Here is a 21,889-nt window from a genome sequence, read left to right as displayed (position 1 = left end):
ACCCGCCCGAAATCGCCTCCCCTGTCTTGGAGACTCCGCAGTGACGCCTGATCGACCCGACCACACGCCCGAAGAATCCGAGAACGGCGTGCTGTCCGACACGGGCAGCCTCGAGACCGCGGGCTTCGGCATCCTGAGCGGGTCGACCGCGCAGGTGAGCGTCGAGATGCCGTCCGAGTCGGATGACGACCTGGTCGACGACGACGTCATCGGCGACGAGGTTCCGTTCGTGGTCGAGATCCCGGCAGACACGGCCGAGGCCGAGATCGTCGAGACCGCCGCAGGTGCGGAGGACTGGACGGTCGAGGACGAAGCCGAGGACTGGGAGCCCATCGAAGACATCGCCGACGCCGACGAGGTGTTCGAAGAGACCGGGGTGATCGCCGCCTCCGCCGGAACGCCGGCATCCGCGGCATCCGCTCCCGCATCGTCGTTCGACGACATCAGCGCGCCCGCCGCCGCGCCCGTCGCCGCCGCCGCGCCCGCTGCGGCTGCCCCGGCGCCCGCCGCCCGCCCGGCCGTGCAGAGCGAGGCGGCCGACCGCCCGCAGGCCGTCGAGCGCGCGGGGTACCCGCGCCCCGACGTCACCCTGACGTCGAAGCGCCTGGGGGAGTTCGAGGCCGACCGCGAGACCGCCGACCTGCTGACCGCCGACCGCCTGCTCGACCCGCACCACATCGTGCGCTCCGAGCCCGAGGGCTACTGGCAGCACCTCGTGTACTCGATCTCCGGCCGTCGCATCAACCTCGGCGACGGCAAGCGCGCCCGCGCTCGCAAGGAGCTCGACCGCCGCATCGCCGCACCGCTCGCCGGCGGCGCCCGGTTCGTTCCGGTGGTCTCGCGCAAGGGCGGCGTCGGCAAGACCACCGTCACGACGCTCCTCGGCATGGCGCTGGCCGACGCACGTGACGACCGGGTCATCGCCGTCGACGCGAACCCCGACCGCGGTACGCTCGCCGAGCGCATCGCCCGCTCCAGCGGCAAGACCGTCCGCGATCTCGTGCGCATCCGCGGCGATGTGGTGGGCTTCAACGACCTGTCGGGCATCGTCGCGCGCGACGAGACCCGCCTCGACGTCGTGGCGTCGGACTCCGACCCGCGCGTGTCCGAGGCCTTCAGCGACTCCGACTACCGCGACGTGGCCGGGCTCGCCGCGCACTACTACTCGATCGTCCTCACCGACACCGGCACCGGCATCGTCCACTCCGTCATGGAGGCGACCCTCGAGCTCGCCGACCAGCTCGTGATCGTCGCCGGCCTGAGCGTCGATGAGGCCCGGCTGGCATCCGAGACGCTCACGTGGCTCGAGACGAACGGCCACGCGGCCAAGGTGCGCAATGCGATCGTGGTGCTGAACAACTCGCGCCCGGGCACTCCGCTGGTGCAGCTGGAAGAGCTCGAGTCGCACTTCCGCACGCGCGTGCGCGGAGTCGTGCGCATGCCGTACGACGCCCACATCGCCGCGGGCAGCGCGATCGTGTTCCGCGACCTGCACCCCGAGACGCGTCTCGCGGCCCGTGAGCTCGCCGCCTCGGTGGTCGAGGGCCTGCGCTCCGTCCCGTCGGCATCGGCCGCCTGAGGCCCGGCGTGTCGGTCCGTCCGATCCGGGTCTTCGGCGACCCGGTCCTCACCTCCGTGTGCGCGCCCATCGACGAGGTCGATGAGGGCGTGCGCGCGCTCGTGCGTGACCTGCTCGACACTGTCGAGCTGCCCGGTCGTGCGGGTGTCGCTGCGCCCCAGATCGGCGTCGGCGTCCGCGCCTTCAGCTACAACGTCGACGGCGTGATCGGCTACGTGCTCAACCCGGTGCTCGTCGAGGTCTCGGGCGAGCCCGAGGCGATCGGCGAGGGATGCCTCTCCGTGCCCGGGCTGTGGCACGACGCCGTGCGCTATCCGCATGCGAAGGTCGTCGGCACAGACCTCGACGGGAACGAGGTCGTCCTCGAGGGGGACGGGCTGATGGCCCAGGCGCTCCAGCACGAGACCGACCACCTCGACGGCATGCTCTACCTGCGGCGGCTCACGCCCGAGGAGCGCAAGATCGCGATGCGCGAGATCCGAGAGTCGGACTGGTTCTGACACCCCGCTGACGTTCTTCGTCGGGCGCGGAACGACAAAGCCCCGGACCTCGTGGAGGTCCGGGGCATCGTCATGGCGTCACTTGAGCGAGACGTTGCTCGTGTTCACTGGCGCGCTGTAGAGCTCGACGATCTCGTCGGCGAAGTCGTCCATGATCACGTTGCGCTTGATGCTCATCTTCGGCGTCAGATGCCCGCTCGCCTCGGTCCACTCGGTGTCGAGGATCGTGAACTTGCGGATGGACTCGGCGCGCGAGACGGACTTGTTGGCGTGGTCGATCGCCCGCTGCACCTCGGCGCGCACGTCGGGGTTCTTCGCGGCGTCGGCGAGCGACATGTCGCCCGGCAGGTTGTTGTTCGCGAGCCACGTCGGCAGCATCTCGGGGTCGAGCGTGATGAGCGCCGAGATGAACGGCTTCTGGTCGCCGACGACGACCACCTGTCCGACGATCGGGTTGGCGCGGATCGGGTCTTCGAGCGCGGCGGGCGCGACGTTCTTGCCGCCGGCCGTCACGATGATCTCCTTCTTCCGGCCGGTGATCTTGAGGAAGCCCTCCTCGTCGAACGAGCCGATGTCGCCCGTCTTGAACCAGTCGCCGTCGAACGCAGCGGCCGTGGCCTCGGGATTGCGCCAGTACTCCTTGAAGACGTTGATGCCGCGCACCTGGATCTCGTCGTCCTCCCCGAGGCGGATGCCGACGCCCGGAAGAACCGGGCCGACGGTGCCGATCTTCGACTTGGTCGCGAGGTTGACCGTCGCGGGGGCGGTGGTCTCGGTGAGGCCGTAGCCCTCGAGGATCGTCACGCCGAGGCTGTGGAAGAAGTGGCCGAGGCGCGGACCGAGCGGAGCAGAGCCCGAGACGGCGTACTCGACGTTGCCGCCCATCGCGGCACGCAGCTTGCTGTAGACGAGCTTGTCGAAGAGCGCGAACTTGATCTTCGTCATGAACGGCACCTTCTTGCCGTCCTGCAGCAGCGTCGAGTGCTCGACGGCGGTGTGGGCGGCGGCGCGGAAGATCTTGCCCTTGCCGCCGGCCTCGGCCTTCTGCTCGGCCGAGTTGTAGACCTTCTCGAAGACGCGCGGCACGGCGAGGAGGTACGTCGGCTTGAACGAGCCGAGCGCGGGAAGGAGCTGCTTCGTGTCGGGCTGGTGCCCGGTCTTCACGCCGGCGTGGATGTTCAGCACCGAGATGAAGCGCGCGAAGATGTGCGCCGTCGTGATGAAAAGCAGCGTCGAGGCGCCGGGCTTGGCGACGACCTCCGACAGCGCCTTCGCCGAGTTGCGGCACAGCTCGACGAAGTTGCTGTGCGTGAGCACGCATCCCTTGGGGCGTCCGGTCGAGCCGGAGGTGTAGATCAGAGTGGCGATGTCGGCGCCGTTGGCGAGGTGACGGCGGCGCTGGATCTCGTCGTCGGTGACGTCCTTGCCGGCGGCGACGAGCTTGTCGAGGTCGCCACGCGCCATCTCCCACGTGGAACGGACGAGCGGGAGCTCGGAGCGCACCTCGTCGAGACGTGCGGCGTGGTCGGGCGACTCGCTGATGCACGCGATGGCACCGGAGTCGGTGAGGATCCACGAGATCTGCGACGGTGAGCTCGTCTCGTACACCGGGACCATGACCGCGCCGGCATAGAACAGCGCGAAGTCGACGAGCGTCCAGTCGTAGGTGGTGCGCGCGATGAAGGCAACCTTGTCGCCCGGCTCGATGCCGGCGGCGACGAACCCCTTCGCCAGGGCGATCACCTGCTTCTCGAAATCGGCGGCGCTGATGTCGCGCCAGCCCTCGCCCTCCGGTACGGCGAACAGGGCGAGCTGCGGGGTCGCCTTGACCCTGTCGGCGAGCAGATCGGTGACGTTCGCCTGTGGGTCGGCGGGGACGATCGCGGGGACTTCGAACTGGACCACGGCAGCTCCTTCGGTACCGGAAACAACAATCTCGGGTGGATCTCATCAGAGTCTAATCGGCTCGAGGCCGCGTACCAGCAGGGGTGTGGACGCTGACTCGCCGATAGACTGCAACGCGCCGTCGCGCCTGCGCCGGCCGGAGAGGGAATGCGGTGCTCAAGGTCGGGATCGACATCGGCGGGACGAAGATCGCGGGAGGCGTCGTCGACCAGGACGGCCGCATCCTCGAGAAGGTCCGCGTGGACACCCCCGCAGACACCCGCGCCCTCGCGGATGCCGTCATCGACATGGCCCGTCATTTCGGCGCCGGGCACGAGGTGGCGGCGGTCGGCGTCGCAGCCGCGGGCTTCATCGACCGCGACCGGGCGACGGTGATCCACGCGCCGAACATCGCGTGGCGCAACGAGCCGCTCAAGGCGACGTTGGAGGCCGGGATCGACGTGCCCATCGCGATCGAGAATGACGCCAATGCCGCCGGCTGGGCCGAGTTCCGCTTCGGTGCGGGCCGTGACGTCGACAACATGGTCATGCTCACGATGGGCACCGGGGTCGGCGGCGCGATCGTCCTCGACGGCGAGCTCTTCCGCGGCGGCCACGGCATCGCCGCCGAGCTCGGCCACACCCGCTTCACTCGCGATGGTCTGCCGTGCGGCTGCGGTCAGAACGGATGCCTCGAGCAGTACGCCTCCGGCCGCGCATTGCAGCGCGAGGCCAACGCGATCGCCGATGCCGGCGGGATCGGCGCGGCGCTGGCTGAGCTGCGCGCAGAGACCGGCACCATCAGCGGTCCCGCCGTCTCGCGACTCGTGCTGGCCGGCGACCCGGGGGCGACGGAGGCGCTGCGGCGCGTCGCGACCGCGCTCGGCGAGGCGTGCGGAGGGTTCCAGGCCGTGCTCGACCCCGAACTCTTCGTGATCGGCGGGGGAGTGGCCCAGCTCGGCGAGGACCTCCTCGCGCCCGTGCGGCTGGCATATGAGACGTCGCTGCCCGGGTACGGCGACCGCCCGGTCGCCGAGTTCGCGATCGCTCAGCTCGTCAATGACGCGGGTCTCATCGGAGCGGCTGATCTGGCGGGCCGGGAGGTCTAGCGATGTTCTACTGGCTGATGAAGTACGTCGTGGTCGGACCGCTCGTCAAGGCGATCTTCCGCCCGTGGATCGTCGGCCGGCGCAACGTCCCCGCCGAGGGCGGCGCGATCCTCGCCAGCAACCACCTGTCGTTCGTCGACTCGGTCATCCTCCCGCTCATGATCGACCGCCGCGTCGCGTTCCTCGCGAAGAGCGACTACTTCACGGGCAAGGGCCTCAAGGGCTGGGCGACCCGGATGTTCTTCAAGGGCACCGGCCAGCTGCCCATCGACCGCTCCGGCGGCAAGGCGTCCGAGGCATCCCTCAACACGGGCCTCCAGGTGCTGGGCGGCGGAGAGCTGCTGGGCATCTACCCGGAGGGCACACGCAGCCCCGACGGCAAGCTCTACCGGGGGCGCACCGGCATCGCCCGCATGGCGCTCGAGGCCCACGTGCCCGTGGTGCCAGTGGTGATGGTCGACACCGACACGATGATGCCGATCGGCCAGCGACTGCCCAATGTCGTGCGCGTCGGAGTCGTCATCGGCGAGCCGCTCGACTTCTCGCGCTTCGCCGGCATGGAGGGCGACCGCTACATCCTGCGGTCGATCACCGACGAGATCATGGTCGCGCTGCAGCGGCTCGGCGAGCAGCAGTACGACGACGTCTACGCGTCGACGGTGAAGGACCGCCTCACCTCCGCGCGCTGAGCGCTCGTCACACGGCGGCGGGCCCCCGTCCGCCGCGGATAGACTCGAGGGATGCTCCAGCAGCTCGACAGCCTCGACCACTGGCGGAACCTGCCCATCAAGCAGCAGCCGCTGTGGCCCGATGCCGATGCCGTCGCCGCGGTATCGGCGGAACTGGCAACCCTGCCGCCGCTCGTGTTCGCCGGCGAGGTCGACAACCTGCGCGAGAAGCTCGGCCGCGCCGCATCGGGGCAGGCGTTCCTGCTCCAGGGCGGCGACTGCGCCGAGACGTTCGCGGGTGCGACGGCGGAGCAGATCCGCAACCGCATCAAGACCGTCCTGCAGATGGCGGTCGTGCTCACGTACGGCGCGTCGATGCCGATCGTGAAGATGGGGCGCATGGCGGGCCAGTTCGCCAAGCCGCGCTCGAGCGACACCGAGACCCGCGGCGACGTGACACTGCCCGCCTACCGCGGAGACATCGTCAACGGCTACGACTTCACCGAGGGCTCGCGTCAGGCTGACCCGCAGCGGCTGCTGAAGGGGTACCACACGGCCGCGTCGACCATCAATCTGATCCGCGCGTTCACACAGGGTGGCTTCGCCGACCTGCGCGAGGTGCACTCCTGGAACAAGGGGTTCGCGCAGAACCCCGCCAACCAGCAGTACGAGCGCCTCGCCACCGAGATCGACCGCGCGATCAAGTTCATGGAGGCCGCCGGCGCCGACTTCGACGAGCTCAAGCGCGTCGAGTTCTACACCGGTCACGAGGGTCTGCTCATGGACTACGAGCGTCCGATGACCCGCATCGACTCGCGCACGAGCCTGCCTTACAACACGTCGGCGCACTTCCTGTGGATCGGCGAGCGCACGCGCGACCTCGATGGCGCGCACGTCGACTACTTCTCGAAGATCCGCAACCCCATCGGCGTGAAGCTCGGCCCGGCGACCTCGCCCGAGACGGCGTTGGCGCTCATCGACAAGCTCGACCCGAACCGCGAGCCGGGGCGCCTCACGTTCATCACACGCATGGGCGCGGGCAAGATCCGCGACGCGCTGCCGCCGCTGCTCGAGGCCGTGCGCGACTCGGGTGCGACCCCGCTGTGGGTCACCGACCCGATGCACGGCAACGGGATCACGACGCCGACCGGCTACAAAACCCGACGCTTCGACGACGTCGTCGACGAGGTGCGCGGCTTCTTCGAGGCTCACCGTGCCGTCGGCACGTTCCCCGGCGGCATCCACGTCGAGCTCACCGGCGACGACGTCACGGAGTGCCTGGGTGGCTCCGAGCACATCGACGAGGCCACCCTCGCGACCCGCTACGAGTCGCTGTGCGATCCGCGACTGAACCACATGCAGAGCCTGGAGCTGGCCTTCCTCGTCGCCGAGGAGCTCGAGAAGCGCTGACGGATGCCGCGGCCCGCGGCAACCCGCTCTGATCGGCGGCTCAGCCGCTGACGGTGATCTCGATGTAGACGCGCGTGCCCTTCGTGAGCATCGATCCCGCGGCGGGATCCGACAGGGTGACCTCGGTGATCTCATCGGGGAACGGCGTCCACAGTGGCGAGTAGTCGACCTGGAATCCGGCGGACTCGAGCTCCTGGATCGCCTGATCGCGGGTCTTGCCCGCGACATCCGGCACCGGGAACAGCGGCGGGCCGGTAGACACGATCAGCGTCATTTCGTCGCCAGGGCGCCACGCGCCTCCGCCCTCGCGCTCACTCACGCCGATCACGAGTCCGGCGGCGATCTCCTCGTCGGGTCGCTCGTCCACGCCTTCGGCGACGACGAGTCCTGCGCCGGTGAGCGCACTGCGCGCATCGCCGACGGACAGTCCGCGCACGGCGGGGAGCTTTCCGAGCGAGATCGAGAGCGTGGCGGTGTCGCCCTCGTGAACCGTGCAGCCTTCGCCGCAGGCGACGGCGTCGCCCCCTGCGCGGGGGTGGATGCGCACGCCGATGACGGTGTCGGGTGCAGCGTCGTTGAACAGCCCGGTCTCGCCGTCGACCGCGATGCGGTGGGAGTCGAGGATGCCGGTCACTTCGATCTTGTCCTTGCCGACCAGAGACTCGACCTGCGCCTCGGCCGGGCCGAGCGAGATCAGCACCGTGACCTCGGATTCCTTCTCGACGCGCGTGCCCCATCGGGGATCGGTGCCGATGGCGAGGCCGGCCTCGACGTCGAGACTCGTCTGGCCCTGCTCGACCGCGACCAGCGAGTCCTCGGCGAGGCGCGACTGCGCGTCGGCGAAGGTCAGACCGGACACATCGGCGACGGCGACCATCGAGCCGGGTCCGGAGCCGAACCACCAGCCGAGCCCGCCGGCGAGTGCGGCCAGCAGGATCACCAGGACGATGAGCCAGCCGCCCTTCGCGCGGCGGCGGCGCGCGGCCGCGCGGAGCGCCGTGGCGTTGTCGACCTCCTCGACGGCGGCCGTCGGCCCAGTACCGGGCGAGGGGAGCACGGCGGTCAGGTCGCCGGACGGCGCGCCGTCCTCACGCATCATGCCGAGGGGCATGGTGCGGGTCACGTTCGGCGTGATCCCGAGCTCGCGCTCGATCTCGCGCAGGCGGTCGAGCATCTCTCGGGCGTCGGACGGCCGGTCATCGGGCGTCTTCTCGGTGGCCCACAGCACGAGCTCGTCGAGGGGCTCGGGCACGCCGGGGTTCTTCACGCTCGGGCGGGGCACGGAGTCGGTGGCGTGCTGGAAGGCGATCTGCATGGGCTGCTCGCCCTTGTACGGCTGCTCACCGGTGAGCATCTCGTAGAGCATGATGCCGAGCGCGTAGATGTCGCTGCGCGCGTCGGCGGTGCCGCGGGTGACCAGCTCGGGCGCGAGGTAGGCGATGGTGCCGAGCAGCTGGGCGCCGGTGGCTGTGTTGGCGGTCGTCGCGCGCGCGAGCCCGAAGTCGCCGATCTTGATGCGCCCGTCCTCGGCGAGGAGCACGTTCTCGGGCTTGACGTCGCGGTGCACGATGCCCGCGCGGTGGGCGGCGGCGAGCCCCGACAGGATGGCGTCGAGGATCGACACCGCCTGGGGGACGGTCAGCCGGCGCTGCTCCCGCAGGAGCTCGCGCAGCGTGATGCCCGGAAGGTACTCCATGACGAGGTACGCCATGTCGCCGTCCTGGCCCTGGTCGAAGACGTTGACCACGTGCGGATCAGCGAGTCGCGCGGCCGCGCGGGCCTCCTGGATGAACCGGCTCTGGAACACGGTGTCGTCGCTCAGGTGACCGTGCATCACCTTCAGCGCGACCCGGCGCTCGAGGCGCAGGTCGGTGGCGACATAGACCGTGGCCATTCCGCCACGGGCGATGCGAGCGCGGACGCGGTACCGGGCGTCGACCAGACGCCCGATCAGCGGGTCCGTCTGCTGGCTCGTGCTCACGGGGAAAGTCTACGGACGCAGACCTGCGAGCCCGCGGAACGCCTCACCCCTGCGGGGGTTCGTTCTCGGCCTAGCCGAGCGCCGCGAGCCAGGCGTACGCAGGCTTCTCCCATCGAGCGTAACGATCGGGATACGCAGAGATCTGCACGGCCTGCGCAGCCTGCGCGAACGTCATGTTCCGCCATCCCGGGATGTCGAGCAGGCCGCGGGTGCGCGAGCCGTTCGGATCGGATGGGCCGCCGTAGAAGGCCTTGATCGACCGCACGCGGTCGCGGATCTGCGCCGCCGTGCCCCAGCCGGTGCTGGGGCGCTGCTGGAAGAGGCCGAGCGAGTCGCGATCGCCCCAGTCCAGGTTGCGGATCCAGGACTCCTGCATCGCCGTGCCGAGGGCGATGGCGATGCCCCGGTCGGGGACGCCGAGCTCACGGCCGATACGGATGATGAGCCGCGCGTTCTCCTGCTGCGCGGCGTCGAGACCGGTGGCTGCCGCCTTCGCCGGGATAGTGAGCTTCTGGCCGGGATAGATGATCGACGACATGCCGAGCTGGTTGGCGGTGAGCACGGAGCCGACAGAGACGCCGTGGCGCGCGGCGATCGCGCTGATGGTCTCGCCCGCCGCGACGACATGACTGCGGGCGGACGACGGGGCGGGTGCCGCGGCAGCCTTCGGAGGTGCCGCTTTCACGGGCGCCGTCGCCGCCGCTCGGACCATGCCGGGGACCGTGAGCTTCTGGCCGGGATAGATGATCGACGACCAGCCCAGCTTGTTGGCAGACAGCATCGCCGCGGTCGAGACCCCGTGCCGCTGTGCGATGGCGCTGATGGTGTCGCCCGGCTTGACCGTGTAGGTGCCGGATGCCGCGGCCTTCGCCTTCTTGGCAGGCGCCGGCTTCGCGGGTGCCGGCTTCGCGCCGGCCGACAGTATGAGGACCTGCCCGGGATAGATCGTCGACTTCCAGGTCAGGCCGTTGAGCGCGAGCACGTCGACGGTGCGCAGGCCGAAGCGCGCGGCGATCGCGCTGACTGTGTCGCCGCGCTTCACCGTGTAGGTCCTGGGGGTCGCGGCCATGACTCGTGTGTCGGCCCGGGCGATGGTCGCAGCCTGCCCCGCTGCGGCGGCCGGCAGCGCGCGGAGGGGCAGAGGGCGCGGCATCCGCTCTTCTGTCGCTCTCTCCTGCGCATGGGCGGGGACGCCTGACAGGACAAGGGCGATCGAGCCGAGGATCGCTGCGGGAACGCCCGCGGAGAGGACCTTCGGCGCGTGGGCACGGTGGGTGCGGGTATCAGGTCGCAAGAGATTTCCCCCCTCTTCGGACTTCCAGAACCGTGTCACGGATGTAAACCAGTGTCAACGGAAGGGAAATGAGAGTTGCATGTGACTGGTGTGACGCACGCGTGGTCGCGCGGGACGTGCGAAGGGCGCCGGAGGAGTGCGATAGTTGCTGGGTGACCGCTGACGACGCCCCGCGCATCGAGACCGAATGGCTCACCCTGCCCGAACTGGTGGAGGTGCTGGGCGAACCGCTCGGCCGCATCCGCCGCTTCCTCGACGAGTCCCAGCTGGTCGGCTCACGACGCGATGGGGCGCTCAAGGTGCCCGCCGTGTTCATCGTCGACGGACACCCGCTCGCGTCGCTGCGTGGCACGGCGATCGTGCTGCACGACGCCGGATTCTCCGACGACGAGGTCATCGACTGGCTCCTCACGCCGGAGGAGTCGATCGGGGTGCCGCCCATCGAGGCGCTGCGGGCCGGACGCAAGGCGGAAGTCCGCCGCGTCGCCCAGACGATGGCCTGACACTCCGCGTCAGGTGACGCGGACTGTCGCGGCCCGTGCGAGGTCGCGCAGCTCGCCCACGGCGGCATTGCCCAGCCGTGCCCCCGAGAGGGAGCGCTCCGCCTCGCGCGCATACGCGGCGATCAGGCTCTCGACGCGTTCGAGCGCGCCCGATTCGACGATGGTGCGCTGCAGTGACGCGATCTGCGCCGCGTCCAGGGCCCGGTCGCCGACGAGCTCGTCGACGATGCGCCGGGCCGGCGGGGCGAGCGACTCGCGTGCGTACGCGATGAGCACTGTGCGCTTCCCCTCGCGGAGATCGTCGCCCGACGGCTTGCCGGTCTCGCGCTCGTCGCCGAACACGCCCAGCACGTCGTCCCGCAGCTGGAACGCCATGCCGAGCGGATGCCCGAACGCGGCGAGAGCGGCGACCTGCGCGGCATCCGCTCCGGCCAGCGCCGCGCCGATCACGAGCGGCTGCTGGATGCTGTAGCGCGCAGACTTGAGCGACGCCACCCGCAGCGCGCGGTCGGCGTGACGGTCGTCGTCCTCGGTGACGAAGGCGGATTCCTCGGCTATGTCGAGGAACTGCCCGATCGTGACCTCGCGGCGCATCGTGGCGTATTCCGCTCGCGCGGCCGACGCCCGTGCCACGAGGGAGATGGCGAGTCCCTCTTCGAAGAGGTCGTCGCTCCAGGCCACGAGCAGATCGCCGAGGAGCACGGCTGCCGAGCGACCGAAGGCCGCGGCATCTCCCGCCCAGCGGGCGTCGCGGTGCGACGCCTCGAGGGCGCGGTGCGCGGCGGGGCGGCCCCGGCGGGTGTCTGAGTTGTCGATCACGTCGTCGTGCACGAGGGCTGCGGCGTGGAACACCTCGAGCGCGGCGGCGGCGGTGACGACCTCGGCGGGCAGAGTGGGGGCGGGGCGCGATGCCTCCTCCACCGCCCTCCACCCGGCGACGCAGAAGCGGCCGCGCAGGCGCTTGCCGCCCTCGACGGTCGCAGCGGCCGCCTCCACGAAGGATGCCGCCTCGGCGCCGAGGTCGGCCGCGTGGAGCCGTTGAGCCGTGACGAAGATGTCCAGACGCTGGGAAATGGCTTCGACAGGATCTGGAGAGGCTGACACGGGCCTAGCCTAGTGATCTACGGCACGCGTAGAATCGGTGCAAGCGAGCTAAAGAGGGGGATGCATGCCACTCTCCGAACAGGAGCAGCGTCTGCTCGACGAGATGGAACGCCATCTGATGCGCAACGACGCAGACGTCGTCAGCGCGCCCAGTGACGGACGCAGCCTCAGCTACCGCAACATCGTCTACGGGACGATCCTCGTGCTCCTCGGCCTCGGCGGACTCATCGTCGGCGTCTCGCAGCAGCTCATCGTGGTCGGGGTGATCGGGTTCGTGGTCATGCTGGCGGGGGTCCTGCTCGCTGTGACTCCCACGCGCGGCGCAGGCCGCGTGCGTGTCCAGCCCGAGAAGCCGGCGACCGCCCGCCAGGGGTCGTCCTTCATGGATCGCATGAACAACCGCTGGGACAGGCGTCAAGAGGGGCGCTGACCCGCCCCGCCCGCTGACGACGGGAGACGAGCACCGACCTTCGGGTCGGTGCTTTTTCTTTGCCCGGAAACCGCGTCATCGCGCGCCGAATGGCGGCGCGGTGGAGTGTCGCGCGATGAACCAGTGACAAAGTGGAGGGAAGTGGAGTAAAGTGGCGTACACCCAGGGGGGCCGGGATGAAGGGGGAGTGATGAGCCGATGCTGTTGGGCACGCACTCTCCCAAGCTCGATGACAAAGGACGCGTCATCCTTCCCGCGAAGTTCCGCGACGACCTCGGTGGAGGCGTCGTGGTGACTCGCGGACAGGACCGCTGCCTGTATGTCTTCAGCACGCAGGAGTTCGAGCGGGTGCACGAGCGCATCCGCGAGGCGCCGCTCGCCAACAAGCAGGCGCGGGACTTCCTGCGCATGTTCCTCTCCGGCGCGAGCGCCGAGAAGCCCGACAGCCAGAACCGCATCACGATCCCCCCTCCGCTGCGCGCCTATGCAGGCCTGGAGCGCGACCTCGTCGTCACCGGCGTGGGCGCCCATGCCGAGATCTGGAACGCCGACGCGTGGAACGCCTACGCCGACGCGAACGAAGAGAGCTATGCCGAGCTGGAGCAGGAGGTGATTCCGGGCCTCTTCTGAGAGCCCTCGGTCCTGACTCCCAGCTGCTCGTGCCCTGACATCACTTCCCCGGTGGCAGGTCGGAGCGGATGGGGATCAGGACCGAGGGGCATGGCCCGCACGATATGAACCTCCGTGACATCCACACCCCGGTCCTTCTCGAGCGCTGCGCCGAGCTGCTCGCCCCCGCGCTCCAGCGCGACGGCGCCGTGTTCGTCGATGCGACGCTCGGCATGGGCGGCCACTCCGAGGCCTTCCTCGAGCGTTTTCCGGGCATCCGTCTCGTCGGCCTCGACCGCGACACCGACGCTCTGCGCATCGCCGGCGAGCGCCTGGCGCGCTTCGGCGACCGCGTCACGCTCGTGCACACGGTCTACGACGGCATCGCCGACGCCGTCGCTTCATCGGGCTACGCCGCGGCAGACGGCATCCTGTTCGACCTCGGCGTCTCGTCGCTGCAGCTCGACGTCGCAGACCGCGGCTTCGCCTACTCGCAGGACGCCCCTCTCGACATGCGCATGGACCAGTCCGCCGGCACGACGGCTGCCGACATCCTCGCGACCTACGGCGAGGGCGACCTGCGACGCATCTTCGAGCGCTACGGCGAAGAGAAGCTCGCCGGTCGCTACGCCCGCGCGATCATCGCCGCGCGCGCCGAAGCGCCGATCGAGCGCTCCGGTCGTCTGGTGGAGATCCTCGTCGCAGCCACGCCGTACGCGGCTCAGCGGACCGGCCACCCGGCCAAGCGGGTGTTCCAGGCCCTGCGCATCGAGGTGAACCGCGAGCTGTCGGTGCTCGAGCGCGCGATCCCGGCGGCCCTGAGCACGCTGCCGGTGGGCGGCCGCATCGTCGTGCTGTCGTACCAGTCGCTCGAGGACCGCCTGGTCAAGCGAGCTCTGGCCGAGGCCTCGGCCTCCACCGCGCCCTCGGGGCTGCCGGTCGAACTGCCCGAGCACGCACCCAAATTCAAGCTCCTCGTCAAGGGTGCCGAACTGGCATCAGACGAAGAACGCGCGGTCAACCCGCGTGCCACCCCCGTGCGCCTGCGCGCGGCCGAGCGGGTGCGGGAGGACGTATGAGCACCGCCACCGCACTGGCCACCGTCGCCGCGACCGCGCCGGCGATCACCCCCGAACGCGGCGGGCGGCCCGATCGCCGGCTGCGCGTCGTCGAGGCACCGGCGCGCCGCCGTCGTCCGAAGCTGCTCTACGGCGTCGTCGCGGTGCTCGGCGCCTTCCTCATCGCCGGTGCGCAGATGGTGCTGTCGATCATGACGACCCAGAGCTCCTACGAGCTGTCCACGCTCACGCAGCAGCAGCGCGACCTGACCTACGAGAAGCAGATCCTCTACGACGACGTCGCGGGTCTCAGCTCGCCGCAGTACCTCGCGGCCAACGCGGCCGCGCTGGGCATGGTGATCGACGAGTCGCCCAGCTACCTCCGGCTCAGCGACGGTGCGCTCCTGGGGGCGGGAGAGATCTCACTCGGATCCTCGTCGGTCGACGCGATCGGCCGTGGTGCGGTGCCGAACGCCCTCATCACCGACACGCCGCTCGTGACGGAGCCGGACGCGACGATCGGCGGAAAGCCGGTGGTTCCGGTCGACGCCGGCACGGGAGCCGGCGACGGCGGAGTCGGCAACACTCCGCCTCCCGTCACCGACGGACTCCCCACGCCGAGCACACACTGATTCCATGACGACACGCAGCACCCGCAGCCCGCGCCGCCGGACCGTCGTCGCACTGGCCGTCGTCCTCGCGGTCCTCGCCGGCTTCATGGTGCGACTCGTCGACATCCAGGTCGTCAACGCCGACGAGCACGTCGCCGACTCGCTGGAGATCGCGCTGCGCGGCTCGCAGACGCTCTACGGCACGCGCGGGCAGATCGTCGACGAGACCGGGCAGACGCTGGCGGGCAGCATCCTGGAGTACGACTGCCAGCTCGACCCGCTGCTCATCACGCAGATCGACGCGCAGGTGCTCGACGAGAAGTCGGACTCCCGGCTCTGGGCCGAGGTGTCGGACGATGTCGCCGAGATCCTCGAGACGACTCCCGACGCCGTGCGCGAGATCGTCGGCGCCGCCCTCGCCGCCGACCCGGGGAGCCGGTACGCCGAGCTGGAGCGCGGGGTGTCGACCGAGCAGTTCCGAGCACTCGCGGACCTGGGCACGCCCTACATCGTGTGCCTCCAGCACCCGGCGCGCGCCTACCCCGACGGAGCGGTCGCGGGCAACCTCGTGGGCTTCGTCGGCACCGACGGCGACGCGCTCGAAGGGCTCGAGAAGTCGTACGACGACTGCCTCACGGCCACCAACGGAAAGCGCGCCTATCAGAAGGGCAAGGACGGCGTCATCATCCCGGGCACGAAGGTGCAGCAGGATGCCGTCGACGGCGGCACGCTCGAGCTGACCATCCACCGCGATCTGCAGTGGTACCTGCAGCAGCTGATCGGCGAGCAGGTGCAGGACATGCGGGCCGAGCGCGGGGCCATCCTCGTCGTCGAGACGTCGACCGGGAAGATCCGCGCCGCGGCCGAGTACCCCACCGCCGACCCCAACGAGCCCGGCGCCGTCGAGGGAGTCCGAGGCAGCAAGATCTTCGAGGGCACGTTCGAGCCCGGCTCGACGTTCAAGGCGCTGACCGCAGCGACAGTCATCGACGCCGGTGGGCAGACGCCGGCCTCGACCGTCGTGGCGTCGAGCCTCGAGAACTTCCCCGGTGGGGCGCGTGTGCGCGACGCGTTCCAGCATCCGGCGTACACGTACACGCTGGCGGGTGTGCTGATCGACTCGTCGAACGCCGGCATCTCGAAGTTCAGCGAGCGGGTGCCGTCCTCGACGCGCTACGAGTACTTCAAGAAGTTCGGCATCGGGTCTGGATCGGCCGTGCAGTTCAGCGGCGAGGAGTCCGGCGACATCCACCCGGTCGAAGAGTGGGGCGCGCAGACGACCTACAACACGTCGTTCGGCCAGGGCCTCACCACGACGATGCCGGAGCTCGCCGGCGCCTACGGCGCGATCGCCAACGGCGGGCTGCGCATGCCGCTGTCGCTGATCGAGTCCTGCACCACGGCGGACGGCACGGTGGTCGAGCCCGAGCTTCCCGAGCCGACCCGCGTGGTCAGCGAGTCGACCTCCGCGCAGGTGCGCGCGATGCTCGAGAACGTGTTCCTGCAGGCACCGTACGCCAAGGCGGTCGAGATCCCCGGCTACCGCATCGGAGGCAAGACCGGAACCGGTGAGAAGTCGGACGGCAAGGGCGGCTACAAGGCGGGCGTCTACTACACGACGATGGTGGGATTCGCGCCCGCCGACGACCCCGAGTACGTCGTCGTCGTCACGCTCGACGAGCCCAAAAAGGTAACATCGTCTGCGGCCAACGCGACCGCGTTCCAGAAGGCGATGACCCAGGTTCTCAAGACCTATCGCGTCATGCCCTCGACGACGGCGCCGAAGCTTTTGCCCAAGTTCGGGTGACGCTTCCGATCCGGCCGGAGACCACATGATCCCCCTCACCATCGCCCAGCTCGCCCGTGCCGTCCGGGGTCAGGCCGTCCTCGCGGACGGGGACTCGTTCGAGACCGTCGTGTCGGGCACCGTCGACACCGACTCCCGCCTGATCGCCCGCGGAGACATCTTCGTCGCCAAACCGGGGGAGGAGACCGACGGGCATCTGTTCGTCGGCGCCGCGGCCGAGGCGGGCGCATCCGTCGCCATCGTGGAGCACCCCGTCGAAGGGGCGACCCTGACGCAGATCGTGGTGCCCTCCGCGGTGGACGCGCTGGCCGACCTGGCCCGGACGGTCGTCGCGCAGGTCCGCGACCGCGGCGCGCTGCGGGCCGTGGGGATCACCGGCTCGAACGGGAAGACGACCACCAAGAACCTCCTCGCCCGCATCCTGGAGGGCGAGGGTGAGACGGTGTCGCCCAAGGCGTCGTTCAACAACGAGGTCGGCGCTCCGCTGACGATGCTGCGCGTGACCGGAGACACGAAGTACCTCGTGAGCGAGTTCGGCGCGAGCGCTCCCGGCGAGATCGCCCGGCTCGCCGGTCTCGTCGAGCCCGACATCGGCATCGTGCTCATGGTCGGCATGGCACACGCAGGCGGATTCGGGGGCATCGAGGCGACCTTCCTGGCGAAGTCCGAGCTCGTGCGCTCCATCCGCCCCGGCGGGCTGGCGGTGCTCAACGCCGACGACGCCCGTGTGGCCGCGATGGCGAAGATCGCCGCCGAGCGCGGCGTCGACGTGCTCTGGTTCGGCCGCGGGCCCGACGCGCAGGTGCGCGCGGACGACGTGGTGGTGACGGCATCCGGAACCTCGTTCCAGGTCACCGCCGGCGGCGTGACCGCGCCCCTGAAGCTGCGTGTGCTCGGTGAGCATCACGTGATGAACGCGCTGGCTGCCATCGCCGCAGCGACGGCGCTGGGCGTCTCGCTGGAGGACTGCGTCACCCGGCTCGAGACCGTCGAGATCGCGGAGCGCTGGCGCATGCAGCCGCTCGGGTCCGACCGCGTGCGCATCATCAACGACGCCTACAACGCCAGCCCCGACTCGATGGCCGCCGCACTGCGGACGCTCGCGCAGATCACCGGCCCCGGCGAGCGCACCGTGGCCGTGCTCGGCGCCATGAGCGAACTCGGCGAGCACGCCGAGGAGGAGCACGACCGCGTCGGCCTGCTCGCGGTGCGCCTGGGGATCAAACGGATCGTCGTGGTCGGCCAGGACGCCCGTCGCATGTACCTCGAAGCCGTCGCGCAGGGATCGTGGGACGCCGAGGCCGTCTTCTTCGAGACCGCCGACGAGGCGTTCGAGTACCTGAAGGGCGAGCTGCGCGACGGCGACCGGGTTCTGGTGAAGTCGTCGAACTCGGCGGGTCTGCGGTTCCTCGGCGATCGTCTGGGAGAATCGTTCTCGTGAGATCACTCCTGACTGCAGCCGCGATCTCGCTGGCATTCACGCTGTTCCTCACCCCGGTCTTCCTGCGGCTCTTCCGCAAGTGGGGCTGGGGACAGGTGATCCGCACGCCGGAAGACATCCGCAACCCCAATCACAAGGCCAAGCGCGGCACACCCACGATGGGCGGAACGATCTTCATCGTCGGCACGATCGTCGGCTACCTCGTCGGCGGGATGGTCGGCAACAACCCGCCCACCGTCTCGGGCCTGCTCGTCATCTGGATGATGGTGGGCCTGGGCGCGGTCGGCTTCATCGACGACTACATGAAGGTGCGACAGCAGCGCTTCATGGGACTCAGCGGCTGGCGCAAGGTCGTCGGCCAGGTGATCGTCACGGTGCCGTTCGGCGTCGTCGCGCTGATGTTCCCGAACGGGTTCGACGAGACCCCGGCATCGCCGTACGTCTCGATCTTCCGCGATGTCCCCGTCCTCGGGTTCATGACCTTCGGGCTCATCGCCGGATGGATTCTGTACCTCGCATGGATCACCTTCATCGGCGTCGCCTTCTCGAACAGCGTCAACGTCACCGACGGGCTCGACGGCATGGCCGCCGGCGCCGGCATCTTCGTCACCGGCGCGTACAGCCTCATCGCGTTCTGGCAGTTCAACCAGGCGTGCTGGGGTGGCGACGGCCTCTCGGAGGCGGCCAAGGCCGCGTGCTACCCGACCCGCGACCCGTTCGACCTCGCGATCATCTCCGCGGCGTTCGTCGGCGCCCTCGTCGGCTTCCTCTGGTGGAACGCGCCGAAGGCGAAGGTCTTCATGGGCGACGTCGGCTCGATGGCGATCGGCGGTGTGATCGCGGCGATGGCGATCCTCACCCGCACCGAGCTGCTCGCCGTGCTCGTCGCCGGAGTCTTCATCATCGGCCCCGGCTCGGTGATCCTGCAGCGCCTGTACTTCAAGGTCACGCGCGGCAAGCGACTCTTCCTCATGAGCCCGTTCCACCACCACCTCGAGCTGCGGGGATGGTCCGAGGTCACCATCGTGGTGCGCATGTGGATCATCGCCGGTCTGCTCGCCGTGTCGGGCGTCGGCTTCTTCTACGTCGAATGGCTTTCGCGCACATGACTCCACAGCGTCTCGACACGCTCACCAGCTGGTACGCAGACTGGAAGGGGCTGCGGGTCGCCGTGCTCGGCCTCTCGGTGACCGGCTTCTCCGTCGCCGACACCCTCGCCGAGCTGGGCGCAGAGGTGCTCGTCGTGAGCGAGAAGGCCGACGAGGAGTACGCGAGGCTGGTGCCGGTGATCGGCGCCCGGCTCTGGACCGGCGCGCTCGACGCCGTGCCGCAGGAGCTCGCGGACTTCGCGCCCGAGGTCGTCGTCGCCTCGCCCGGCTTCGCGCCGGGGCATCCGCTCATCTCGTGGGCCCGCGACGCGGGCGTCGCGCTGTGGGGCGACATCGAGCTCGCATGGCGCGTGCGCGACAAGGTCACGCGGCCGGACGGCACGCCCGCCGAGTGGGTGCTGGTCACCGGCACGAACGGCAAGACCACCACCGCGCGGCTGACCGCGTCGATGCTCGTCGCCGGCGGACTGCGCGCCGCGCCGGTGGGCAACATCGGCACCCCGGTGCTCGACGCGGTGCGCGATCCGAACGGCTTCGACGCCCTCGTCGTCGAGCTGTCGAGCCACCAGCTCTGGTACCTCGGCCTGCAGGACGGGCCTGCACCGCTCTCGCCGTACGCCGCCGTGTGCCTCAACCTCGCTAACGACCACCTCGAGTGGCACGGCTCGTTCGAGGCGTACCGCGACGCGAAGGCGCACGTGTACGACAACACGCGGGTCGCATGTGTGTACAACAAAGCGGATGCCGCGACCCGCGCCATGGTCGAAGACGCCGAGGTGGTCGAGGGCGCACGCGCCATCGGCTTCGACCTCGGCGTGCCCGGGCCGAGCGACCTCGGCGTCGTCGACGGGATCCTCGTCGACCGCGCGTTCCTCGAGGACCGCCGCACCAGCGCGCTGGAGCTCACGACGGTGTCCGAGCTCGCCGAGCTCGGCCTCGCCGCGCCGCACGTCGCGGCGAACATCCTCGCCGCAGCGGCTCTCGCCCGCTCGCTCGACGTGGCCCCTGCCGACATCCGCGACGCCCTGCGCGGCTTCCGCCTCGATCCCCACCGGATCGAGGTCGTCGCACAGCACGCCGGCGTGACATGGGTCGACGACTCGAAGGCGACCAACCCGCACGCGGCGGCATCGTCGCTGACGGCCTACCCGGGGGCCGTGTGGATCGTGGGCGGTCTGCTGAAGGGCGTCGACATCGCGGCACTGGTCTCGGAGCGGGGCGCGACCGCCAAGGCCGCGATCGTGATCGGCACGGATCGCACGGCCATCGTCGCCGCGTTCGAGCGACACGCCCCCGCGGTGCCCGTCTGGGAGGTGGACGACGCAGAGACTGAAGAGGTCATGACGCGGGTCGTCGAACTGGCGGCCGGGATCGCGCGTGACGGGGACGTCGTTCTGCTCGCCCCCGCCGCGGCATCCTTCGACCAGTTCGCGTCCTACGCGGACCGAGGCCGCCGCTTCGCGGCGGCGGTGAGGGAACGGATCGGAACGGGGGCCGGCGATGAGCACGACGCAGTCGCGGACCCGTCAGACCCCGACGACGCCGCCTGACGCCTCGTTCCGCGGCGGCGGCCTCGCCGCGCGGGTGTCGCTGGGGCGCGTGTTCGCCCCGGTGCCCAGCGAGTTCCTGCTGATCTCGTCGACTGCGCTGCTGCTGACGTTCTTCGGGCTGGTGATGATCCTGTCGGCCACGTCCGCCGTGGCGACCGCCGCCGGGCTGCCTCCGTATGAAGCCGTGCTCAAGCAGGCGATCTTCGCCATGATCGGCGTGCCGCTGATGTTCATCGCGAGCCGCGTGCCGGTGTCGTTCTGGAAGCGCATCGCCTGGCCCGCGCTGATCGTCGCGACGGCGTTCCAGCTGCTGGTGTTCACGCCGCTGGGCGTCGACAACGACGGCAATCGCAACTGGATCAACATCGCCGGCATGCAGGCCCAGCCGTCGGAGTTCCTCAAGCTCGCACTCGCGCTGTGGCTGGGATTCATCCTCTTCCGCAAGCAGACGCTGCTGAGCAAGTGGCAGCACGTCTTCATTCCGATCGTGCCGGTGTCGGTCGCGGTGTTCGCGACGGTGCTCGCCGGTCACGACCTGGGCACCGTGATCGTGCTCGTGCTGATCCTGCTCGGCGCGCTCTTCTTCTCGAACGTGAAGCTGCGACTCTTCGTGATCCCGCTCATCCTCGCGATCGTGGGCATGGCGGTGTTCGCCGTGACGAGCCCCAACCGCATGCGGCGCATCATGAGCTTCCTCGACCAGAACTGCATCGCGGACTACCTCGACTCGTGTTACCAGCCGCTCCACGGAATCTGGGGGCTCGCGAACGGCGGCGTCTTCGGCCTGGGTCTCGGCAACTCGCGCGAGAAGTACGACTGGCTGCCCGCCGCCGCGAACGACTACATCTTCGCGATCGTCGGCGAAGAGGTCGGCCTCATCGGCTGCGCCGTCGTGCTCGCCCTCTTCGCGCTCTACGCCGTCGGCGCGTTCCACGTGATCCGCAAGACCGATGACCCCTTCGTGCGCATCGTCGCGGGCGCCATCACCGTGTGGATCGTCGGCCAGGCGCTCATCAACATCGGCGTCGTGCTCCGCGTCTTCCCGGTGCTCGGCGTGCCGCTCCCGTTCATGTCACAGGGCGGCACGTCGCTCGTCTCGGTGCTCGTCGCGTCGGGCGTGCTGCTGTCGTTCGCCCGCACCCTGCCCGCGGCGGTGGCCAAGCGCCAAGCCGCGATCGAGGCGGCACGCGCCTCACGGGCCGCCCGCGCAGCCCGCTGACGCTGCGGCCGCCACGCACCGAC

19 protein-coding genes are annotated in these 21,889 nt (G+C 69.9%); 15 read left to right on the top strand and 4 right to left on the bottom strand.

Going from position 1 to position 21,889, the window contains the following annotated elements; translation table 11 throughout:
- Nucleotides 1-40: 40 nt before the first annotated feature.
- Nucleotides 41-1,579: a MinD/ParA family protein gene (locus MK786_RS03660; RefSeq protein WP_241110862.1), complete on the top strand. Its 1,539-nt coding sequence runs from the start codon at nt 41-43 to the stop codon at nt 1,577-1,579.
- Nucleotides 1,580-1,587: 8 nt separating this feature from the next.
- Complete coding sequence (locus MK786_RS03655) at nt 1,588-2,079, top strand: peptide deformylase (protein ID WP_241110861.1); 492 nt, start codon at nt 1,588-1,590, stop codon at nt 2,077-2,079.
- A 78-nt stretch (nt 2,080-2,157) separates the two neighbouring features.
- On the opposite strand, the gene MK786_RS03650 is transcribed toward MK786_RS03655, so the two are convergent.
- On the bottom strand, nt 2,158-3,984 hold the full coding sequence (locus MK786_RS03650) for a long-chain fatty acid--CoA ligase (protein ID WP_241110860.1): 1,827 nt from the start codon (nt 3,982-3,984) through the stop codon (nt 2,158-2,160).
- A gap of 152 nt (nt 3,985-4,136) precedes the next feature.
- On the opposite strand from MK786_RS03650, the gene MK786_RS03645 reads away from it, so the two are divergent.
- Genes MK786_RS03645 through MK786_RS03635 form a run of 3 tightly spaced genes read left to right on the top strand, consistent with a single transcriptional unit; the run spans nt 4,137 to nt 7,150 of the window.
- Nucleotides 4,137-5,072 carry an ROK family glucokinase gene (locus MK786_RS03645; RefSeq protein WP_241110859.1) on the top strand — a complete coding sequence of 312 codons (936 nt, stop codon included), beginning with the start codon at nt 4,137-4,139 and terminating at the stop codon, nt 5,070-5,072.
- A 2-nt stretch (nt 5,073-5,074) separates the two neighbouring features.
- The gene (locus MK786_RS03640; protein ID WP_241110858.1) at nt 5,075-5,761 is read left to right on the top strand and encodes a 1-acyl-sn-glycerol-3-phosphate acyltransferase; all 687 of its coding nucleotides are present in this window, start codon (nt 5,075-5,077) and stop codon (nt 5,759-5,761) included.
- A 51-nt stretch (nt 5,762-5,812) separates the two neighbouring features.
- Entirely contained in the window at nt 5,813-7,150 is a 1,338-nt protein-coding gene (locus MK786_RS03635; protein ID WP_241110857.1) for a class II 3-deoxy-7-phosphoheptulonate synthase, read from the top strand.
- 40 nt (nt 7,151-7,190) lie between these two features.
- On the opposite strand, the gene pknB is transcribed toward MK786_RS03635, so the two are convergent.
- Together pknB and MK786_RS03625 are read right to left on the bottom strand one after the other, a co-directional pair.
- A complete protein-coding gene (pknB, locus tag MK786_RS03630; protein ID WP_241110856.1) occupies nt 7,191-9,131 on the bottom strand; it encodes a Stk1 family PASTA domain-containing Ser/Thr kinase in 1,941 nt (646 codons plus the stop codon).
- A 70-nt stretch (nt 9,132-9,201) separates the two neighbouring features.
- Entirely contained in the window at nt 9,202-10,200 is a 999-nt protein-coding gene (locus tag MK786_RS03625) for a LysM peptidoglycan-binding domain-containing protein (protein ID WP_241110855.1), read from the bottom strand.
- Between the two features lie 377 nt (nt 10,201-10,577).
- Between MK786_RS03625 and MK786_RS03620 the strand changes: the two genes are divergently transcribed.
- On the top strand, nt 10,578-10,928 hold the full coding sequence (locus MK786_RS03620) for an Rv2175c family DNA-binding protein (protein WP_241110854.1): 351 nt from the start codon (nt 10,578-10,580) through the stop codon (nt 10,926-10,928).
- Nucleotides 10,929-10,937: 9 nt separating this feature from the next.
- On the opposite strand, the gene MK786_RS03615 is transcribed toward MK786_RS03620, so the two are convergent.
- Nucleotides 10,938-12,032 carry a polyprenyl synthetase family protein gene (locus MK786_RS03615; protein WP_241110853.1) on the bottom strand — a complete coding sequence of 365 codons (1,095 nt, stop codon included), beginning with the start codon at nt 12,030-12,032 and terminating at the stop codon, nt 10,938-10,940.
- A gap of 64 nt (nt 12,033-12,096) precedes the next feature.
- Here MK786_RS03615 and MK786_RS03610 point away from each other — a divergent pair, with 64 nt between their 5' ends.
- The 9 genes from MK786_RS03610 (at nt 12,097) to ftsW (ending at nt 21,866) form a co-directional block, all read left to right on the top strand.
- A complete protein-coding gene (locus tag MK786_RS03610; RefSeq protein WP_241110852.1) occupies nt 12,097-12,462 on the top strand; it encodes a DUF3040 domain-containing protein in 366 nt (121 codons plus the stop codon).
- A gap of 198 nt (nt 12,463-12,660) precedes the next feature.
- Nucleotides 12,661-13,092, top strand: coding sequence for a division/cell wall cluster transcriptional repressor MraZ (mraZ, locus tag MK786_RS03605; protein ID WP_241110851.1), 432 nt, complete (start codon nt 12,661-12,663; stop codon nt 13,090-13,092).
- Nucleotides 13,093-13,196: 104 nt separating this feature from the next.
- The gene (gene rsmH, locus MK786_RS03600; protein WP_241110850.1) at nt 13,197-14,150 is read left to right on the top strand and encodes a 16S rRNA (cytosine(1402)-N(4))-methyltransferase RsmH; all 954 of its coding nucleotides are present in this window, start codon (nt 13,197-13,199) and stop codon (nt 14,148-14,150) included.
- Nucleotides 14,147-14,761: a hypothetical protein gene (locus tag MK786_RS03595; protein ID WP_241110849.1), complete on the top strand. Its 615-nt coding sequence runs from the start codon at nt 14,147-14,149 to the stop codon at nt 14,759-14,761. The genes rsmH and MK786_RS03595 overlap by 4 nt, the downstream gene beginning before the upstream one ends.
- A gap of 4 nt (nt 14,762-14,765) precedes the next feature.
- Nucleotides 14,766-16,547 (top strand): penicillin-binding protein 2, encoded by a 1,782-nt coding sequence (locus MK786_RS03590; RefSeq protein WP_241110848.1) that lies wholly within the window; start codon nt 14,766-14,768, stop codon nt 16,545-16,547.
- 25 nt (nt 16,548-16,572) lie between these two features.
- Nucleotides 16,573-17,988, top strand: coding sequence for a UDP-N-acetylmuramoyl-tripeptide--D-alanyl-D-alanine ligase (murF, locus tag MK786_RS03585; RefSeq protein WP_241110847.1), 1,416 nt, complete (start codon nt 16,573-16,575; stop codon nt 17,986-17,988).
- Nucleotides 17,985-19,097: a phospho-N-acetylmuramoyl-pentapeptide-transferase gene (gene mraY, locus MK786_RS03580; protein ID WP_241110846.1), complete on the top strand. Its 1,113-nt coding sequence runs from the start codon at nt 17,985-17,987 to the stop codon at nt 19,095-19,097. The genes murF and mraY overlap by 4 nt, the downstream gene beginning before the upstream one ends.
- Nucleotides 19,094-20,647 carry a UDP-N-acetylmuramoyl-L-alanine--D-glutamate ligase gene (gene murD, locus MK786_RS03575; RefSeq protein WP_241110845.1) on the top strand — a complete coding sequence of 518 codons (1,554 nt, stop codon included), beginning with the start codon at nt 19,094-19,096 and terminating at the stop codon, nt 20,645-20,647. The genes mraY and murD overlap by 4 nt, the downstream gene beginning before the upstream one ends.
- Nucleotides 20,598-21,866 carry a putative lipid II flippase FtsW gene (gene ftsW, locus MK786_RS03570; protein ID WP_241110844.1) on the top strand — a complete coding sequence of 423 codons (1,269 nt, stop codon included), beginning with the start codon at nt 20,598-20,600 and terminating at the stop codon, nt 21,864-21,866. The genes murD and ftsW overlap by 50 nt, the downstream gene beginning before the upstream one ends.
- Nucleotides 21,867-21,889 lie beyond the last annotated feature (23 nt).

The sequence above is a fragment of the Microbacterium sp. CFH 31415 genome (assembly GCF_022538185.1).
GTDB lineage: Bacteria > Actinomycetota > Actinomycetes > Actinomycetales > Microbacteriaceae > Microbacterium.
The sequence above is the reverse complement of the archived record's forward strand: the minus strand, read 5'-3'. Positions and strand labels throughout refer to the sequence as shown.

Excerpts from the sequence above, each read along its gene's own strand:
- MK786_RS03640 (WP_241110858.1), top strand. The coding sequence starts at position 5,075 with ATGTTCTACTGGCTGATGAAGTACGTCGTGGTCGGACCGCTCGTCAAG.
- MK786_RS03635 (WP_241110857.1), top strand. The coding sequence starts at position 5,813 with ATGCTCCAGCAGCTCGACAGCCTCGACCACTGGCGGAACCTGCCCATC.
- MK786_RS03625 (WP_241110855.1), bottom strand. The coding sequence starts at position 10,200 with ATGGCCGCGACCCCCAGGACCTACACGGTGAAGCGCGGCGACACAGTC.
- MK786_RS03610 (WP_241110852.1), top strand. The coding sequence starts at position 12,097 with ATGCCACTCTCCGAACAGGAGCAGCGTCTGCTCGACGAGATGGAACGC.
- mraZ (WP_241110851.1), top strand. The coding sequence starts at position 12,661 with ATGCTGTTGGGCACGCACTCTCCCAAGCTCGATGACAAAGGACGCGTC.
- rsmH (WP_241110850.1), top strand. The coding sequence starts at position 13,197 with ATGAACCTCCGTGACATCCACACCCCGGTCCTTCTCGAGCGCTGCGCC.
- MK786_RS03595 (WP_241110849.1), top strand. The coding sequence starts at position 14,147 with ATGAGCACCGCCACCGCACTGGCCACCGTCGCCGCGACCGCGCCGGCG.
- MK786_RS03590 (WP_241110848.1), top strand. The coding sequence starts at position 14,766 with ATGACGACACGCAGCACCCGCAGCCCGCGCCGCCGGACCGTCGTCGCA.
- murF (WP_241110847.1), top strand. The coding sequence starts at position 16,573 with ATGATCCCCCTCACCATCGCCCAGCTCGCCCGTGCCGTCCGGGGTCAG.
- murD (WP_241110845.1), top strand. The coding sequence starts at position 19,094 with ATGACTCCACAGCGTCTCGACACGCTCACCAGCTGGTACGCAGACTGG.
- ftsW (WP_241110844.1), top strand. The coding sequence starts at position 20,598 with ATGAGCACGACGCAGTCGCGGACCCGTCAGACCCCGACGACGCCGCCT.